Source organism: Streptomyces sp. NPDC055099 (genome assembly GCF_053607685.1).
Map to the genome: position 1 here is coordinate 176,211 of NZ_JBSGUA010000013.1, position 18,441 is coordinate 194,651.

General features: G+C 70.8%; 13 protein-coding genes. 3 read left to right on the forward strand and 10 right to left on the reverse strand.

Annotated features, from left to right (window positions below; translation table 11 throughout):
* Positions 1-132: 132 nt before the first annotated feature.
* The 10 genes from ACWFRU_RS29145 to ACWFRU_RS29190 all read right to left on the reverse strand — a co-directional run bounded on the left by ACWFRU_RS29145 (position 133) and on the right by ACWFRU_RS29190 (position 15,055).
* A complete protein-coding gene (locus ACWFRU_RS29145; protein WP_453691091.1) occupies positions 133-1,056 on the reverse strand; it encodes a carbamate kinase in 924 nt (307 codons plus the stop codon).
* A 3-nt stretch (positions 1,057-1,059) separates the two neighbouring features.
* A complete protein-coding gene (gene argF, locus ACWFRU_RS29150) occupies positions 1,060-2,061 on the reverse strand; it encodes an ornithine carbamoyltransferase (protein WP_453691092.1) in 1,002 nt (333 codons plus the stop codon).
* A gap of 22 nt (positions 2,062-2,083) precedes the next feature.
* Complete coding sequence (locus tag ACWFRU_RS29155; RefSeq protein ID WP_453691093.1) at positions 2,084-3,313, reverse strand: arginine deiminase; 1,230 nt, start codon at positions 3,311-3,313, stop codon at positions 2,084-2,086.
* A 90-nt stretch (positions 3,314-3,403) separates the two neighbouring features.
* Complete coding sequence (locus ACWFRU_RS29160) at positions 3,404-4,825, reverse strand: APC family permease (RefSeq protein WP_453691191.1); 1,422 nt, start codon at positions 4,823-4,825, stop codon at positions 3,404-3,406.
* A gap of 297 nt (positions 4,826-5,122) precedes the next feature.
* Complete coding sequence (gene narI / locus ACWFRU_RS29165; RefSeq protein WP_453691094.1) at positions 5,123-5,893, reverse strand: respiratory nitrate reductase subunit gamma; 771 nt, start codon at positions 5,891-5,893, stop codon at positions 5,123-5,125.
* Entirely contained in the window at positions 5,890-6,561 is a 672-nt protein-coding gene (gene narJ, locus ACWFRU_RS29170) for a nitrate reductase molybdenum cofactor assembly chaperone (RefSeq protein ID WP_453691095.1), read from the reverse strand. Before narJ ends, narI begins: the two co-directional genes overlap by 4 nt.
* Complete coding sequence (narH, locus tag ACWFRU_RS29175; RefSeq protein ID WP_453691096.1) at positions 6,558-8,264, reverse strand: nitrate reductase subunit beta; 1,707 nt, start codon at positions 8,262-8,264, stop codon at positions 6,558-6,560. The genes narJ and narH overlap by 4 nt, the downstream gene beginning before the upstream one ends.
* Positions 8,264-11,944, reverse strand: a complete 3,681-nt coding sequence (locus ACWFRU_RS29180; protein WP_453691097.1) for a nitrate reductase subunit alpha — start codon at positions 11,942-11,944, stop codon at positions 8,264-8,266. Before ACWFRU_RS29180 ends, narH begins: the two co-directional genes overlap by 1 nt.
* A 214-nt stretch (positions 11,945-12,158) precedes the next feature.
* Positions 12,159-13,361, reverse strand: coding sequence for an MFS transporter (locus ACWFRU_RS29185; protein ID WP_453691192.1), 1,203 nt, complete (start codon positions 13,359-13,361; stop codon positions 12,159-12,161).
* A 704-nt stretch (positions 13,362-14,065) separates the two neighbouring features.
* A complete protein-coding gene (locus ACWFRU_RS29190) occupies positions 14,066-15,055 on the reverse strand; it encodes an Acg family FMN-binding oxidoreductase (RefSeq protein ID WP_453691098.1) in 990 nt (329 codons plus the stop codon).
* Positions 15,056-15,476: 421 nt separating this feature from the next.
* Here ACWFRU_RS29190 and ACWFRU_RS29195 point away from each other — a divergent pair, with 421 nt between their 5' ends.
* The 3 genes from ACWFRU_RS29195 (at position 15,477) to ACWFRU_RS29205 (ending at position 18,438) form a co-directional block, all read left to right on the forward strand.
* Positions 15,477-15,857 carry a hypothetical protein gene (locus ACWFRU_RS29195; protein WP_453691099.1) on the forward strand — a complete coding sequence of 127 codons (381 nt, stop codon included), beginning with the start codon at positions 15,477-15,479 and terminating at the stop codon, positions 15,855-15,857.
* A 320-nt stretch (positions 15,858-16,177) separates the two neighbouring features.
* The gene (locus ACWFRU_RS29200) at positions 16,178-17,392 is read left to right on the forward strand and encodes a globin domain-containing protein (protein WP_409054964.1); all 1,215 of its coding nucleotides are present in this window, start codon (positions 16,178-16,180) and stop codon (positions 17,390-17,392) included.
* Positions 17,393-17,568: 176 nt separating this feature from the next.
* Positions 17,569-18,438 (forward strand): universal stress protein, encoded by an 870-nt coding sequence (locus ACWFRU_RS29205; RefSeq protein WP_453691100.1) that lies wholly within the window; start codon positions 17,569-17,571, stop codon positions 18,436-18,438.
* Positions 18,439-18,441: the final 3 nt, after the last annotated feature.

Here is an 18,441-nt window from a genome sequence, read left to right on the forward strand (position 1 = left end):
TCCTTCAGGGAATGCCCCAAGTCTCCGTCCCACTCGGGCGTGACAGCAGGGGCCACTGGTCCCTGCCCGCATGCCGACGGTCCCGGGCCCGCCACCGGTCCGCGCCACCCTCCGTTCACGGACGAACAGCGTTCACCCGATGGCCAGTTCAGGGCGGACCAGAGTCCCCGAGTTCCCGTGGGCGATGGCATACGCGGCGTCGAGGGCCCCGATCGCGGCCAGGCAACCCGTCCTTTCGACGAATTGGGCCGCGGCCTCGATCTTGGGTTTCATCGAGCCTTCGGGAAAGGTCCTGCCACGCAGTTCGGTGGGGGTCACGTCGATCACGGGCCGCTGCCGCGGGGTGCCGAAGTCGGCGTACACGTTCGGGACGTCGGTGAGGATGAGCAGCAGGTCGGCCTTGAGCTCCTCGGCCAGCAGGGCGGCCGTGAGGTCCTTGTCGATGACGGCTTCGGTCCCCGTCAGTTCACCGGTGTCGTGGTCTGCCGTGACCGGAACTCCGCCGCCGCCGGCGCAGATGACCAGTGCGTCGTTGGCCAGCAGCGTCTGGACCGTGTCGGTCTCCACGACGGCCTCCGGGGCGGGGGACGCCACGACGCGGCGCCATCCCGTCGTGTCCTTCGCGATGTGCCAGCCGCGCTCGCGGGCGAGTGCGCGCGCCTCGTCGCGCGGGTACACCTGTCCGACGAACTTGGTGGGCCGCTTGAAGGCGGGGTCGTCGGCGCGCACCACCGTGTGGGTGACCAGCGCGGCGACCTGCCGTCCCGGCAGCGCCCCGCGCAGCGCCCTGGCGAGCAGCGATCCGATCATGCCCTGGGTCTGGGCACCGAGGACGTCCAGCGGGTACGGGACGGTCAGGGCCGGGTCGGCGGCGCTCTCCACTGCGAGCAGGCCGATCTGGGGGCCGTTTCCGTGGGTGATGACGAGCTCGTTGTCGCCGGCGAGGGTGGCCAGGGCGGTGACGGCACGGTCGATGTTGGCCTGCTGCGCGGCGGCGTCCGGCCGTTCGCCCCGGTGCAGCAGGGCGTTGCCGCCGAGCGCGACGACGATACGCATGGTTCAGTCCTCCAGAGTGGCGACGAGTACGGCCTTGATGGTGTGCAGCCGGTTCTCCGCCTGGTCGAAGACGAGGGAAGCGGGCGAGGAGAAGACCTCGTCGGTGACTTCGAGCCCGTCCAGGCCGTAGGTGTCGAACAGCTGCTGTCCCAGGCGGGTGCTGCGGTCGTGCAGGGACGGCAGGCAGTGCATGAACTTCGTGTGCGGATTGCCGGTGGCCTTCAGTGTCCGGGCGTCGACCCGGTAGGGCAGCAGCAGTTCGACCCTGTCCCGCCAGGTGTCCGCGGACTCCCCCATGGAGACCCAGACGTCGGTGTGCAGGAAGTCGGCCTGGTGGACAGCCTCCTCGACGTCCTCGGTCAGGGTGATACGGGCTCCGCTGCCGGTGGCGAGCGCGCGACAGGCGGCGACCAGGCCGGGCTCGGGCCACAGCGCCCTGGGGGTGGCGATCCGTACGTCCATGCCGAGCAGGGCGCCCATGGGCAGGAGGGAATTGCCCATGTTGTTGCGGGCGTCGCCGAGGTAGCAGTAGCTGATCTCCCGCAGGAGCTTGGGGCTGTGCTCGCGCATGGTGAGCACGTCGCACAGGCTCTGGGTGGGGTGGGCGATGTCGCTGAGGCCGTTGTAGACCGGCACCCCGGAATGTTCGGCCAGGTCGGTGACGACCGACTGGGCCGAGCCGCGGTACTCGATGGCGTCGAACATCCGGCCGAGGACGCGGGCGGTGTCGGCGACGGACTCCTTCTTGCCCAGGTGGGTGTCGCCGGGGCCGAGGTAGGTGGTGGCGGCTCCCTGGTCGGCGGCGGCCACCTCGAAGGCGCAGCGGGTGCGCGTGGAGGTCTTCTCGAAGATCAGCGCCAGGTGCCGTCCGGTCAGGAGCTGTTGTTCGGTGCCGAGGCGGCGGGCGGACTTGAGGTCGGCGGCCAGGTCCAGCAGGTGGCTGATCTCGGCGGCGGTGAAGTCGAGTTCGCTCAGGTAGGAGCGGTGTCGCAGGTCGATGCTCATGGCGGGTCCTCGCGGGTCGCGGTCAGGTGACGGGATCACGTTCGACGGGGCAGCTCATGCAGCGCGGTCCGCCCCGGCCGCGGCCGAGTTCGGCTCCGGCGATGGTGATCACTTCGATGCCCTGCTTGCGCAGATAGGTGTTGGTCGTGACGTTGCGTTCGTAGCCGACGACGACTCCGGGCCGTACGGCGAGGAAGTTGCTGCCGTCGTCCCACTGTTCGCGCTCGGCCGCGCGCACGTCCTGCGGCGCGGACAGCATGCGGACCTTGTCCAGGTCGAGTGCCTCGGCCAGGGCTGTGGCGAGGTCGGAGTTGGCGGTGACCTCGAAGCCACTGGCCCGGTCCGTGCTGGGCACGAGGGTCCAGGAGCGCAGGGAGTCGGCCAGCCCCGGGTAGATGGTGAAGGCGTCGCGGTCCACCATGGTGAGCACGGTGTCCAGGTGCATGTAGGCGCGGGAGGCGGGGAGCTGGACGGCGACGACCCGTTGGGCCGTGCCGTCGGCGAAGAGCCGGGCGGCGAGCGTCTCCACGGCCTGGGCCGTGGTGCGTTCGCCCATGCCGACCATGACGGTGCCGTTGCCCAGGACGTGGACGTCGCCGCCCTCAAGGGTGGCCGGGCCTCCCGATGCCGTGGTATCGCCGAGCAGCGCGGTGGTGTCGGACCCGGCGAACATCGGATGGAAGCGGTAGATGGTCGCCGCGTGCAGGCTTTCCCGGCGTCGGGCGGGTTTGGCCATGGGGTTGACGGAGAGCCGGTCGTAGATCCAGCAGGAGTTGTCGCGCGGGAAGAGATGGTTGGGCAGCGGGGCGAGGGCGAAGTCCTCGTCGTCCAGGGCGTTCCAGACCAGGCTGTGCGGGGAGCCCAGCGGCAGGTCGTGCTTGAGCACACCGCCGATCAGCTGGCCGGCGAGCGTCTCGCCGTCGAGGTCGGCGCACAGCTGTCGTACCGGCTCCGCCAGGGCCGGCCCGAGGGTGGCCGGTGTGAGCACCCGGTCGAGCAGCCAGGTGCGGGCTTCGGGGATGTCGAGTGCCTGGGCCAGCAGGTCGGCGAAGTAGTGGACGCGTATGCCCTGGTCGCGTAGGGCCTGGGCGAAGGCGTCGTGCTCCTCACGGGCACGCTTGGCCCACAGGATGTCGTCGAACAGCAACCCGTCGACGTTGCGGGGGGTCAGGCGGGACAACTCGATTCCGGGCCGGTGCAGGATGACCTGGCGGAGTCGGCCGACCTCGGAATCGACGTGAAAGGCAGTCATGGTCGTTTGCTCCTGAAGGAGTTCTGGAGGTTGTGGAGAAGCGCTGGGGAGCGCTGGGGAAGTTCCGGCGCGTGTGAGCGAATGTGCTCGTCAGCGGTGATGACGTCGGTTCATCCGGCGGAAATGGATGACCGCCGTCCGGCCGCCGCGGGCACCGGAACCAGGCGCCACCGCCGTCTCTACCGGCCGCGGCCCGGGGACAGGGGCCCGGCCGGAGGTGCTGTCCGGCTCCACGGGCGCGGACTCGCCGGACTCCCCGCGGTCCCGCTTGAGCCAGCCGTACACCGGCAGACCGAGCAGCAGCACGAACAGGCCGTAGTAGACGGTCTGATATCCGCTGCCCTGGATCGACCAGTAGGAGAAGGCCATGGCGACCGCCGCCACGGTGACGTCCCGGGCCAGCCGTCGCGGACGCAGCCCGTCCCGGCCACCGGCCAGAAGCCAGTAGAGCTGGGCGGCGGCGGAGAACAGGTACGGGATCACGGCGGTGAGCACGTTCAGCAGGACGATCTTGGTGAAGACGTCGTCGAAGCGTGTGTAGCTGAACACCGTGATCAGCGAGGCGAGCACGGTCGAGGCGACGATCCCGAAGACGGGGACGTCGTTGCCGCCCCGGAGCTTCGCGAAGGCGGCAGGGAACAGTCCGTCGCGGGCCGCCGCGTGGGGCATCTCCGCACAGAGCATGGTCCAGCCGTTCAGGGCGCCGATGCCGGAGATGACGGCGGCCACGGCCACCACGTCGCCCGCCCAGGTGCCGCCGAAGATGTTGTTCGCGGCGTCGGTGAACGGTGCGGTGGACGCGCCCAGCTCACCGTGCGAGACGGTGCCGAAGACGGCGAGTGTGCCCAGGATGTAGATCACCGCGCAGGCGAGGGTGCCGTAGACGGTGGCCCGGGGCACGTTGCGCCCCGGTTCGCGGACCCGGCCTGCGACCACCGAGGCCGCCTCCAGTCCGAGGTAGCTGAACAGGGCGATGGCCGCGGCAGCCGAGATCGCGCCGAGCGCGGACTGGCCGCCGGCGTTGAAGGGACCGAAGTTGTCCGGGTCGATGAACAGCAGCCCGACACTGGCCATGAAGATCAGCGGGATGAACTTCAGAACGGTGGTGATCACCTGGAACGCGCCGATGTTGCGCACCCCGGTGAGGTTGATCGCGGCCGGTATCCACAGGCCCACCAGAGCGATCAGCACCGAACCGGCCTTGCTGTGACCGGTGTTGACGAAGACCTCCACGTAACCGACCCACGCCACCACGATCGCCGCGTTGCCCGCCCAAGCCGTGATCCAGTACGACCAGGCGTTGAGGAATCCGGCGAACTCCCCGAACGCCTCACGGGCGTAGACGTACGGCCCGCCGCTCGCCGGGACGCGCTTGGAGAGCGCCCCGAAGGTCACGGCCAGGGCCAGTGCGCCGAGCGTGACGGCGACGAACGCCACGAGGGAGATCGGCCCGTAGGGGGCCAGGGCCGCCGGGAGCGCGAAGACTCCGGTGCCGATGATGCTGCCGACCACCAGGGCGGTGGCCGCCGGCAGTCCGAGCAGGGTCTTGGTGCCGGAGGGGCGGTTCGCCCCTTCCCCGGGGCTGTGTTCGGGTTCTTTCGGGGTCGCGGGCATGGGAGCGCTCCTTGTTCCGGCCTCTTCGGCCGATGCGGCAGGCGAGTCGATCTACGACTGATCCTGCTGTGCCTGGAGCGCGCCGATCAGTGGCCACCGGGCCCCCGGAGAAGGCCGAAGGTCCTTGCGATCCGGTGCCGTCCGGACCGCGGCCGGCCACCGCGCGGTGGCACCGTCGGCCGGTGGGGCAGCCGCTCAGGACCCCGTGCGTTCCCAGCCGCGGCGTGGGGGCCGCGCGCCGAGCTGAGTGTCCCGGCTGCGGTAGACGATGTAGGGGCGGGTCAGGTAGCCCAGCGGCGCGGTGAGCATGTGGACGAGCCGGGTGAACGGCCAGGCCGCGAAGAGCAGCAGCGCGCTGATCGCGTGCAGTTGGAACAGCACCGGGGCGCCGGTCATCAGGTCCGGGTCGGGTTGGACGTAGAAGAGGGACCGGAACCACGGCGAGATGGTCTCGCGGTAGTCGTAGCCGCCCCCGACGATGTTCGCGGCGACCGTGGCGGAGAGCCCGAGCACGATGGTCAGGGTCAGCGCGACGTACATGGCCTTGTCGTTGCGGGTGGTGGCGGAGAAGACCGGGCCGACGGTGCGGCGCCGGTAGATCAGGATGGCCAGCCCGCCGAGCGTGGCGACACCCGCGATCGTGCCGAGCACGACCGCGCCGACGTGGTAGGCGTGCTCGCTGATCCCGACTGCCTCGGTCCAGCTCTTGGGGACGACCAGGCCGCCGATGTGGCCGAGGATCACGACGAGGACGCCGAAGTGGAACAGCGGACTGCCGATGCGGAGCAGACGGCTCTCGTGAAGCTGGGAGGAGCGAGTGGTCCAGCCGAACTTGTCGTAGCGGTAGCGCCAGATGTGGCCGAGGACGAAGACGGCGAGACAGACGTAGGGCAGGACGACCCACAGCAGGATGCCGCCGGTACCCGCCTCCACCGCCAGGGTGACGGATCGCGCGGACGCGGTCATCGTGGGCCTCCTACGACGGGGTCGGGCAGGAACACGGGAGTGGCATACGGGTCGAGGCCGACCTGTTCCTCGGGCGGGCCCTGGGCCGCCAGGCGCATGACGGCTTCGCGGTCGTCGCCGGCGAGGGCGGGCAGCGTGGCGGAGACGGAGTCGAGGACGTGTGCCCAGGGCGAGCCCTCCTCGCTCAGCGCCAGGCGCAGGAGTTCCAGGCCGGCGCGGTGTTCGGTGAGCAGCCGAACTCCCGTGGCGGGGTCGGTCGCGGCGAACTCGAGGACGACGCAGAGGTGGTCGGGCAGTTCGTCGTCGGCGAGGCGCCATCCGGCCGCGGCGTAGGTCTGTTTCAGTCGGAGCAGGCCGACGCCTCGATTCCGTGTGTCGCCGTGCGCGTAGTAGGTCAGGTAGGGGCAGCAGCGTTTGCGGTGGTCGAAGGTGGCCACGTAGGCGGTGGCCAGGTCGGCGGGGGTGGTCTGCTCGGCGTGCGCGGTGAACCGGAGCAGTGGCCGGACGACCGCTTCGGGCAAGGTGGTGGCGGCCCGGCCGGCCAGTGCCAGGCGCTGCTCGAACTGTTCGTCGGGGTAGCCGAGCAGCAGGGACTGGACCTGCCAGGCGGCGGGGTGCCAGGGCTCGACGCGAACTGTGCGCGCGGTCTTCCGCTTCGGGGCTCTCATGACTTCGGTTCGTCCTCCCCGCCGCTGTTCTCGTCGGCACCGCTGCCGCTGCCGGATGGCTGCTCCGGGAACAGGCCGGACGGAGAGCCTTTGCCGTCCCAGTTGAGGAGGTTGACGCGAGTCGTCCTGTCGGTGGGGGCGGCCGGGGTGTCGGAGGTCTGCCGGTCACGCAGGGCGTGGAAGTTCTCCACGGCGATGGGGGCGCCGCCGCCGGAGGTCTCGCCGAAGGGTCCGGAGCCGCCCATGCCGGGGCCGCCGTCGTAGTCGAGGCTGCACTCGGTGGCCAGCTCTTCGAGTTTGTGGGCCTGTTCGGCATGGGCGGGCGGGATGACGTACCGCTCGTCGTACTTGGCGAGGGCCAGCAGCCGGTACATGTCGTAGACCTGTTCGCCGCTCATGCCGACCGCCTCGGGGATGGCGTCGTCGGGTTCGCGGCCGAGGTTGATGTCCCGCATGTAGGCGCGCATGGCGGCCAGTCGGCGCAGCACCGCGTCCACCGGTGCCGGGTCGCCCGCGGTGAACAGCTGGGCGAGGTAGTCGACGGGAATGCGCAGGGCGTCGACGGCGGCGAAGAGGTTGCGGTGGTTCTCGGCGTCCTGGCCGGTGTCGCGGACGGCGTCGACCACCGGGGACAGCGGGGGGATGTACCAGACCATGGGCATGGTGCGGTACTCCGGGTGCAGCGGCAGCGCCACCTTGTAGGTGTTGATCAAGGCATGGATCGGGGAACGCCGGGCGGCTTCGATCCAGTCACGGGGGATGCCCGCCTTCTCCGCCTCCCGCACGACCGCGGGGTCGTCCGGGTCGAGGAAGACGCCGCGCTGGGCTTCGTACAGGCCGGTGTCGTCGGGCGTGGAGGCCGCTTCCAGGACCTTGTCGGCGTCGTAGAGGACGAGGCCGATGTAGCGCAGGCGGCCGACGCAGGTCTCGGAGCAGACGGTGGGCAGGCCGACCTCCACGCGGGGGAAGCAGAAGGTGCACTTCTCGGCCTTGCCGGTGCGGTGGTTGAAGTAGATCTTCTTGTACGGGCAGCCGGTCACGCACATCCGCCAGCCGCGGCAGCGGTCCTGGTCCACCAGGACGATGCCGTCCTCCTCCCGCTTGTAGATGGCACCGGAGGGGCAGGAGGCGGCGCAGGACGGGTTGAGGCAGTGCTCGCAGATGCGCGGCAGGTAGAACATGAACGTCTGCTCGAACTCGAACTTGATCTTCTCCGAGACCTCGTTCAGGAGCACGTCCTTGTCCCCGTGGTCGGTCGAGCCACCGAGGTCGTCGTCCCAGTTCGCCGACCAGGCGATCTTCATGTCCTTGCCGGTGATCAGGGACTTGGGTCGGGCGACGGGGGTGTGCTCCTGCAACGGCGCGTTGGTGAGGGTCTCGTAGTCGTACGTCCAGGGCTCGTAGTAGTCGTCGAGCTTGGGCAGGACCGGGTTGGAGAAGATCGTGATCAGTTTCTTGAACCGGCCGCCGGCCTTCAGCGCGAGGCGGCCACGCTTGTTCAGCTCCCAGCCGCCGCGCCACTTCTCCTGGTCCTCGTAGCGGCGCGGGTAACCCTGGCCGGGGCGGGTCTCGACGTTGTTGAACCACACGTACTCGACGCCGGTGCGGTTGGTCCACGCCTGTTTGCAGGTCACCGAGCAGGTGTGGCAGCCGATGCACTTGTCGAGGTTCATCACCATCGCCATCTGGGCCATGACGCGCATCAGTACGTCACCTCCTGGTCGGCACGGCGGCGGATGACGGTGACTTCGTCGCGCTGATTGCCTGTTGGGCCGAAGTAGTTGAAGGCGTACGACAACTGGGCGTATCCGCCGATGAGGTGGCTGGGCTTGATCAGCAGGCGGGTCAGGGAGTTGTGGATGCCGCCGCGCCTGCCGGTGGTCTCGGTGCGGGGCACGTCGATGAGGCGGTCCTGGGCGTGGTGCATGTAGACGGTGCCTTCCGGCATGCGGTGCGACACGACCGCGCGGGCGGCGACCACCCCGTTGCGGTTGACCGCCTCGATCCAGTCGTTGTCGTGCACGCCGACCTTCGCCGCGTCCTCCTTGCTCATCCAGATCGTCGGGCCGCCCCGGGACAGGGAGAGCATGAACAGGTTGTCCTGGTACTCGGAGTGGATCGACCACTTGTTGTGCGGGGTCAGATAGCGCACGGTCACGCCGAGTTCGCCCGTCTCGCCGACACGGGGCTCGTCGAACAGGGCGTTCATGTTCAACGGTGGCCGGTAGACGGGCAGTTGCTCGCCGAGCGCGGTGATCCAGTCGTGGTCGAGGTAGAAGTGCTGACGCCCGGTGAGGGTGTGCCAGGGCTTGAGGCGTTCGACGTTGACGGTGAACGGGGAGTAGCGGCGCCCGCCGGTCTCCGAGCCGGACCACTCCGGTGAGGTGATGACCGGGACGGGCGCTGCCTGGGTGTCCGCGAAGGTGATCTGCTTGCCCTCGTGCTCGGCGGCCAGGTCGGCGAGCCGGGTCCCCGTACGCGCCTCCAAGGTGTGGAAGCCCTGGGTGGCCAGGTGGCCGTTGGTGGTGCCCGACATGGTCAGGATCGCCTCGCAGGCGTGCACGTCGCGGGCGATCGACGGGCGCCCGTCGGCCGCCCCGCCGCGCACGGTGCCGTTCTTGTGGCGCAGGTACTCCAGCTCGCGCCCCAGCTCGAAGGTGACGCCCTTGGTGGTGGCGCCGAGCGTGTCGAGCAGCGGGCCGAGCGCGCCCATCTTCTCGGCCACCGCGCCGTAGTCACGCTCCACCGTGATCAGCTTGGGCATGGTGCGGCCGGGCTCGGGCTCGCACTCCCCGGCCTTCCAGTCGCGCACGATCCCGCGTGGGTTGGCGAGTTCGTCGGGGGTGTCGTGCAGCAGCGGGGCGGCGACCACGTCCTTGCGTACGCCGAGGTGATCTGCGGCCTGGCGGCTGAACTCCTCGGCGAGGGTGTGGAAGGCGTCCCAGTCGGTGCGGGTCTGCCAGGGCGGGGAGATCGCCGGGTTGAAGGCGTGCACGAAGGGGTGCATGTCCGTACTGGACAGGTCGTGCTTCTCGTACCAGGTCGCGGCGGGCAGGACGACGTCGGAGAAGACCGTGGTGCTCGTCATCCTGAAGTCCAGGGTCAGCAGCAGGTCGAGCTTGCCTTCGGGAGCCTCGTCCCGCCACACCACGTCCCGGGGGCGGGCGTCCGGCGGCGCCTCTACCGCGCGCACCGACGCGTCGGTGCCGAGCAGGTGCTTGAGAAAGTACTCGTTTCCCTTCGCCGACGAGCCCAGCAGGTTGGCCCGCCACACGGTCAGCACGCGCGGGAAGTTCTCCGGCGCGTCCGGGTCCTCACCCGCGAACTGCAGGCTTCCCTCCTTGAGCGCGTCCACGATGTGCTCGGCCACCGGCCGGCCCGCGCGCTCCGCCTCGTCGGCCAGGTCCAGCGGATTGCGGTCGAAGGTCGGATACGACGGCATCCAGCCCATCCGCGCGGACTGGGCGATGACGTCCGCGGTGGTTTTCCCGGCGAACGGGCCTCCCGCGCCGGCCGCCGCGAGAGTGTCGGCGGAGAACGGGTCGTAGCGGAACTGGCCGCTGTGCAGGTACCAGTACGCGGTCTGGATCATGGTCCGGGCCGGGCGGTTCCAGTCGGCGGCCGTCGCGATCGCCGAGTAGCCGGTGATCGGGCGGACTTTCTCCTGGCCGACGTAGTGCGCCCAGCCGCCGCCGTTGACTCCCTGGCAGCCGGTCAGCGTGGTGAGCGTCAGGAAGGCGCGGTAGATGGTGTCGGAGTGGAACCAGTGGTTGGTCCCCGCCCCCATGATGATCATCGAACGGCCGCCGGACTCCTCGGCGTTGGCGGCGAACTCCCGGCCGATGCGGGCGGCCTTGTCCGCCGCCACGCCGGTGATCGCCTCCTGCCACGCCGGGGTGCACGGCTCCTCGGCGTCCTCGTACGAGGTCGGCCACCGGCCGGGCAGACCCTCGCGGGCCACCCCGTACTGGGCCAGCAGCAGGTCATACACCGTGGTCACCGTCCGCCCGGCGACCCTGCGCACCGGCACCCCCCGCCGCAGCCGGGCGGAACCACCGTCGAGGGTGTCGAAGCGGGGCAGGTCGACGGCGACCGGGGTCTCGCCGCCGCCCTCGGCGGTCAGCAGCGGGTCGGTGTCGCCGAGGTCGAGGTTCCATTTTCCGGCCCCGGCTTCGCCGTAGCGGTCGCCCAGCGTGCCGTTGGGCACCACCGGCTGTCCGGTGGCCGTATCCAGCAGGACGGTACGGAACTCCGCGTGCTCGGCGGCGGCCTCGCCGCCGAGATCGGCCGCGGTCAGGAACTTCCCGGGCCGGTAGGTGCCGGGTTCGTCGTCGGCCTCGTCGAGCGTGACCAGGAAGGGCAGATCCGTGTACTTCTTGACGTAACCGGTGAAGTACGGGGTGGTCCGGTCGACGAAGAACTCCTTGAGGATCACGTGCCCCATGGCCATCGCCAGCGCCCCGTCGGTGCCCGGCTGAGCCGGCAGCCATTCGTCGGCGAACTTCACGTTGTCCGCGTAGTCCGGCGCGACCGCGACGACCTTCTGTCCGCGGTAACGCGCCTCGGCCATCCAGTGCGCGTCCGGGGTCCGGGTCACCGGCAGATTGGACCCCCACATGATCAGATAGCCGGCGTCCCACCAGTCCCCCGACTCCGGTACGTCGGTCTGGTCACCGAACACCTGCGGCGAGGCCACCGGAAGGTCGGCGTACCAGTCGTAGAACGACAGCATCACCCCGCCGAGCAGTGAGTAGAAGCGTGCCCCGGCCGCGTGCGAGACCATCGACATCGCCGGGATCGGCGAGAACCCGGCCAGCCGGTCAGGCCCGTACTCCTTGACGGTGTGCACGTGCGCGGCGGCGACCATCTCCACCGCCTCGTCCCAACTCGCCCGCACCAGGCCGCCCTTGCCGCGTGCCCGCTTGTAACGGCGGGCGCGTTCCGGATCGGAGACGATGTCGGCCCAGGCCGCCACCGGGTCGCCGAGCCGCTGCTTGGCCTCGCGGTACATCTGTAACAGCACGCCCCGCACATACGGGTAGCGCACTCGGGTGGGTGAGTAGGTGTACCAGGAGAACGCGGCGCCGCGGGGGCAGCCGCGCGGCTCGTACTCGGGGCGGTCCGGCCCGACCGAGGGGTAGTCGGTCTGCTGTGCCTCCCACGTGATGATGCCGTCCTTGACATACACCTTCCACGAACACGAACCGGTGCAGTTCACCCCGTGCGTGGAGCGCACCACCTTGTCGTGCGACCACCGGTCCCGGTAGAACTCGTCCGCCTGCCGGCCGCCTTTTCGGTGCAGGGTGCGCAGATCCCCGGAGACCTCCGCCCGGGTGAAGAACCGGCGGGAGCGCACCAGCGCCTCCGTCAGATCACTGTCCATGCCTGCCCGTTCCGGGCTGAACTCCGCGCTCACCGTGCCACTCCGCCCCGGGCGCCGCGGGCCCGTTCGAATCGTGATCGGTTCCGGCCGCAGACGACTCTACGATCCCGGCCCACCCGAAGGTCAACAGCCGGGCCACGAAAGGCAGATGGTCTGCTGGGTCCGAGGATGTCGCCCCGTCGGCCGCCAACCCGCAAGCCGCGCCCCGGAGTGCTCAAACACCGGTCCTCGCCTTGGCCTTCGTTCCCGTCGGCCTCGTCCGCACGCCACCATCGGCCGCGGTGCGGACCCCGGTGAGGGTGTAGGCCAGCGCGGCGAGGGCCACGATCGCGAGCAGGGCGAGGCCGGCCGCGTACGTCCCGTAGGCGCCGTACAGCGAGCCCATCACCAACGGCGGCAGGAAGCCGCCGAGGCCGCCCGCGGCGCCGACCACGCCAGTGACCGATCCGACCTGGTCGGCCCGCGTCCGCAGGGCCACCAGAGCGAAGGTCGCTCCGCTGCCCGCACCCAGCGCGGCCGCCATAGCGAGGAAGGCGATGGTGCCCGCCGGCGCCAGGGCCGGGGTGAACGACTGGGTGACCGCCCCGACCACGACAACGGCCAGCGATCCCGCCAGCACCCGCACCGGGCCCAGGCTGTCGGACAGCCAGCCGCCGATCGGCCGCATCGCCACCGCGAGCAGCACGAACCCGGCCATGCGGTTGGCGGCGTCGGCCTGCGTCAGGCCGTAGCCGGTCTTGAGGTAGGTGGGCAGGTAGACGGAGAAGGCCACATAGCCGCCGAACGCGACCGCGTACAGCGCGGATGCCTGGACGGTGATGCCGAGGCGGGCGGCGGCGGCCAGCCGGCGGGTCAGCGGCTCGGTCGGCACGGTACGGCCGGGTGCGTCACGCAGCAGCAGCGCGGCGGTCACGACGTACACGGTCAGCACCGCAGCGGTGATCAGGAACGGGGTCGACATGCTGCCGGCGTCGACCAGCCGCACCGTGGTCAGGGCGCTGATCGCGGTGCCGCCCATGCCCGCGCCGAAGACGCCGATGGCCAGACCGCGCCGCTCGGGAGGGAACCAGGCGTTGACGAGCGGCACGCCGACGGCGAAGGCCGTCCCGCCGACGCCGAGGAAGAAACCGCCGATCAACAGGGCGGCCAGGGAGGAGTGTCCGGCCAGACCGAGGTAGAGCACCGGCACGACGGTGGCCGCCGACACGGCGGGGAACATCACGCGCGCGCCGAACCGGTCGGTCAGCGCCCCGACCGGGATGCGGCCCAGCGATCCGACCACGACCGGCACCGCCACCAGCAACGACTGCTCAAACGACGCCAGGTCGAGGCTGTCCTTGAACCGCGGGGCCAGGGGGCTCAGCAGCGCCCACGCCCAGAAGTTGACGGCGAAACCCACCGTGGCCAGCGCCAGCATCAGCCAGGCCCGGCGGGACACCGGCACGCCCGACGTCGAGCTCCCGCTCTTCGCATGTAACGGCTGGGCCATGTCGTCCGTCCCTTTCCTCTCCCCAGCGATGGGCACCACCGGGACAAACGGGCCCCGCGGACTTTGTGCCTGCGGGACGGTGTCGCCTCACCACTGTCCGCACCATGAGTCACCCGCGGCATGGGCCATGAGTCCCTGTCGGCGGACGGATGGTCCCTGGGCCCGGGCTCACCCGGTGGCGTGGGCGCGGCATTCTCGGGCCGGCCGCCCGCGATCGGCCATCGTGGAGGCGGGGCGGACGCCGAGCAGACGAGGCCGGGCCGGGAAGCCGCAACCTCGGTCCGGGCGACCCGGTCATCGTGCGCAGGAGGCCCGTAGGGCAGCCGGATTCTGCCGGGCAGCTGACCCTCGTCGTGCCCAGACGCGTCGTAGCCCCGAGCGCCGCGGCGCCCGCCGGGCGGGAGACGGCCCGGTCCCCCGCGAGTTCAAACCCAACGCCGGGCGCACCCAGTGCCGTTCGACGCTCGGCCATATCCGCCGACGGCGGGCCACCTCGGCCGCGGTCCCGGCGCCCGGAAGCCACGCACCAGCCTCGTACGGTCTCGGGCTCCGGCGAACCTCATACGCCTGGTTCCATGAGCATGGTCCCGTGCCGCCCCCGCTTCACACTGACCAGTCCCCTGCGTTTACGGTCAGCCGGTCTCCAGGACATCCGCCACCCGGCGGCGCGGGGTCGCCGGGCCTCTCGGTCCGTATCCGATCCGCAGCACCATCTGCACCTGGCCGTGGCCCGAGGCCGGGTCACGGGCCAGCAGGCGCAGCCCGGGGATCTCCAGGGCGTGGGAGGTCAGGGAGGTGGCCAGGTCCGCGAGGGTGGCTTCCAGAAGGACACGCTCCAGTGCCTGGCCGGCGCGCAGCCAGTCGGCGGGACTGTCGCCGGGAGTGCTGAGCAGGACCAGGTGCGGAATCTGCTCGAAGGAGGTCGTGCCGCGGTCGGCCACCCGGCGGCGCCCGGCGAAGTCCCGGACAGGAGCCTGGCCGCCCCGTTTGCGGGGCCCGAACGCGTACTCGGGAACGCCGTCCACGGCGATGTCCGCCTCGTCCCCGAGCCGGGTCCAGCGCACCAGGTCTTCGTTGGCGTCGGGGTCCAGGATGTCGCGGCTTTCCGCGTCGCGCACCAGGTCGAGCACGGTCTCCGCGTGCCAGGAGTCGGGGAACGACAGCTCGGCTCCCTCCTGCGCGGCAGCGTCCCGCAGGACGGTCCGAACATCCTCGGGCAGCTCCTTGTCGGCGAAGGGATGCCGGCTGGTGTGCCGCTGCCGGATCGCGGGATGCAGCCGCGCCAGGTCGTCGCCCTGCGGACGCTCGGCCGGGTCAGCCAGGTGCACGGAGGCGAGCAACGCGGGATCCTGCGGGTCGGGCAGCAATCGCGTCTCCGGGCGGAGGTCCGCGTGCGCGGCGGCGACGCGCAGATTGAGCAACGCCGCGCCGCAGCCGATGTGCAGCGCACGGTTGTCAGGATCGGAGTGCGGCATGGCCCGCTCCGGATCGGCGTACAGCCGCAGGAGGCGCTCGCCCGCCAGGAAGCGGAAGCGCCACGGCTGAGCGTTGTGCATGGACGGGGCCGCCGTGGCCTGGGCCACCAGGCTCACCACCGTCTTGTCGTCGAGTCGAGAGGCCATGGCACTTCCTCGCAGGCTGGGGTTGCGACGGGGCCTGTCTGTCGGGTGTCCGACAGACAAAGCGTACACACGCGCGCCCCGCTTCACTTCGGCGAGGAACCTTCTGCCGCCCGCGCTCTCTCGCCTTCCGGAACCGGACGGTCACGAGATTCCACGGCGCAGTTGAGCTGTCTTCGGGCGATGGGCGCCACCGTGGTACCGGCGGGTGCAGCGCGGGACCGATGGCCTCCACGACGGCCCCGGACGGCTCTCGTGTCGGGGGCCGCCGATGGCGACGCTGACAGCAGGCCAGACCCGGGCGCGAGCGGTGGTCGTCAGCCGTCCCACACCCTGCGGCTACGCCCTCTTGACGGCCGACAGGTATTCGACCGTTCCGGCCCGGCACGGTCGGCGTGGAATCGAGTGAACCGGAGGTGCTGTCGTGACCACTTTCCTGGTGGCGGCGTTCCTGATCGTGCACGGGCTGCTGCACATAGGCGTGTGGACGGCGCCGCAGCGGCCCGACAAGGCGTCCCCGTTCGACCCGGGGCACTCACGGGCCCTGGCCGCCGTCCATGTCCTGCCCTCCCTGGCCCGAGGCACAGCCCTGGCGCTCGCCTGGTACACAGCGGTCGTCTACGCCGTCGCCGGTGCCGGGGTGCTCGCCGGCAGCGAATGGTGGCCCACGGCGGCTGTCGTCGCCGCCGGGGTCGGCCTTGTCCTCAAGGCGGTGTGGTTCGACCCGTGGCTCAGCGTCGGCGTGCTGCTGGATGTGGGCGTCATCGTGGCCGTGGCCTGCACGTGGCCCGCTTCCGCGTACTGAGTTCGAGCAGGGTTCGACGCACGGCACGGGCTCGCAGGACCGACGACGCCCAGCGCGGCCCGGTCCGGTCCGGCTTCACCATGTTCATACGGCGAAAGGGCCGCCAGGAGAGCGTCCCGGTGCCGAGCGGCCCCACCGCGAAACGGGTTGCGGGACCGATGCTCCTGAACCCAGGGGGCCACTCGGCCCTCCTTCGTCCAGAGCCCTGCAACAGCGCCGAATGGCGCTCGGACGCCTGCTAGACAGAAGATGCCGCCCGACGCGATGCGGCGCCCTTCCCCCCTCCTCGTTCCCTCTCTCATCCCTGCCCGGGAGGCCTCATGCTGTCCGCAGAATCCGCCGCCGTGATCCGTTCCACCCTTCCCGCCGTGGCCGGAGCGCTAGACGAGATCACTGCCCGCTTCTACGGTGCGATGTTCCGCGACCGGCCGGAACTTCTCGACGGAATGTTCAACCGCGGCAACCAGGCCAGTGGGGCCCAACGCCGCGCACTGGCCGGGTCGATAGCCGGGTTCGCGACGGCGCTGCTCGCCGATCCGGACACCCGCCCCGACACACTGCTGGACCGGATCGCGCACAAGCACGCCGCGGTCGGCGTCACCGACGACCAGTACACGATCGTGCACAAGTACCTGTTCGGGGCGATCGCCGAGGTCCTCGGCGACGCCGTCACCCCGGAGGTGGCGGCCGCCTGGGACGAGGTGTACTGGCTGATGGCGGGCGCCCTGATCAGTCGTGAGGCCCGCCTGTATCAGGACGTCGGCGTGCGTCCTGGCGAGGTGTGGCGGGACTGGACGGTCGTCGGGCGCCGCGTCGAGACCCCGGACGTGGTGTCCTTCCTGCTCCGCCCGGCCGACGGTCGGCCGGCGCCGCGAGCTCGGGCGGGCCAGTACGTGAGCGTGCGGGTTCTGATGGCCGACGGAGTGCACCAGTTGCGGCAGTACAGCCTGTCCTCCGATCCAGGCGGGGACCTGCGGCGGATCACGGTGAAGCGGGTCGCCTCGACGGCCGACACCCCCGCCGGCGAGGTCTCCAACATGCTGCACGACCAGGTCCGTGAGGGCGACGAGCTGGCGCTCTCCGTGCCTTTCGGTGATGTCTTTCTCGACGACCCGGACGACGCCACCACTCCGCTCGCCCTGATCTCCGCCGGCATCGGCGGCACTCCCATGACCAGCGTCCTGGCCCATCTCACCGCCCACGCCTCGACCCGCCCGGTGCTGGTCCTGCACGCCGACCGGTCCCCCGTCGACCATGCCCTGCGCGCCGAGACGGGCAGGCTGGTCGGACAACTGCCGGGCGCCCGTGCCGTTTTCTGGTACGAGCACCCCGGCGCGGAGGAACCTGGCGCCCGCGAGGGTCTGATGAACCTCGACGGCATCGAACTGCCCCGGAACGCCTCGGTGTTCCTGTGCGGCCCGCTGCCGTTCATGCGCGGCGTCCGCGCACAGCTGCTGGCCGCCGGTGTTCCGGCACGGCGTATCCGCTACGAGGTCTTCGGCCCCGACCTGTGGCTGCCCGGCCCGGATGCCTGAACTGTCCCCCTCCGCACAACGCCGGACCGACCCGTCTCAGCACGGCGCCGAACGGCCACGTCAAGAGGGCCGGTCGGCCCTCCCCCCGCACCGGCCGACGACGCCACGCTGAGCCGACGGAGCAGCGGCCCACACGGTCGCGCTACGCCCCATAAAACGTTTGCGAAAGGTATGCGATGACCCCCGCGATCACCGTAGGAGTGGACGGCTCTCCCGAGAGCCTGGCGGCGGTTGACTGGGCCGCCGACGAGGCCGCGCTCCATGGAGCACCACTGCGTCTGGTGCACGCCTGGCTCTGGCAGCCCCTCGACGTGCCCCTCGTGCAGGATCCGGAGGAGCCGGCGAAGTCCGCCCGCGGCATTCTGCGGGAGGCCGAGACCCGAGCGGCAGGCCGGCACCCCGACCTGCGGTGCATTTCAGAAGTGGTGTCGGACACCGCCGTTGCCGCCCTGCTGCGCGAGGCCGAGCACGCCGAAACGCTGATCCTTGGTTCACGTGGGCACGGCGCCCTCCTCGGGTTCCTGCTGGGTTCGTACGGTCAGCAGGTGATCGCCACCGCCTCCTGCCCGGTCGTCTCCGTCCGTGTCCCGCGGGGCGGCGCTTTGCCGGACAGGGGTGACGTCCTGGTGGGGCAGCAGGGCTCCGCGGAGGACAGTGCCGAGGTGCTGGGCTTCGCCTTCCGGGCAGCGGCGGCGCGAGGTGCCGCGGTACGCGCGGTACGGGCGTGGAGCCTGCCGCCCGTCTACGCCTACAGCCCGGGCTCGCTGCGGCTGGCGGACGAGGCGGGTGGGCTGGTGCAGTACGAGGAGAAGGCCCTGCGGGAGGCACTCGCGCCCTGGCGCGACCGGTTCCCCGATGTCCCGGTGATCGAGCATGTCGAGCTGGGCAGCGGCGGACAGGTGCTGCTCGCGGCGGCTCCCGGCGCGCGACTCCTCGTTGTCGGCCGACGGGCCCGCCGTTCGCCTGTGGGGGCCCGCATCGGCTCCGTGGCGCACGCCGTCCTGCATCACGCGCCCTGCCCCGTGGCCGTCGTGCCCCACGCCTGAGGC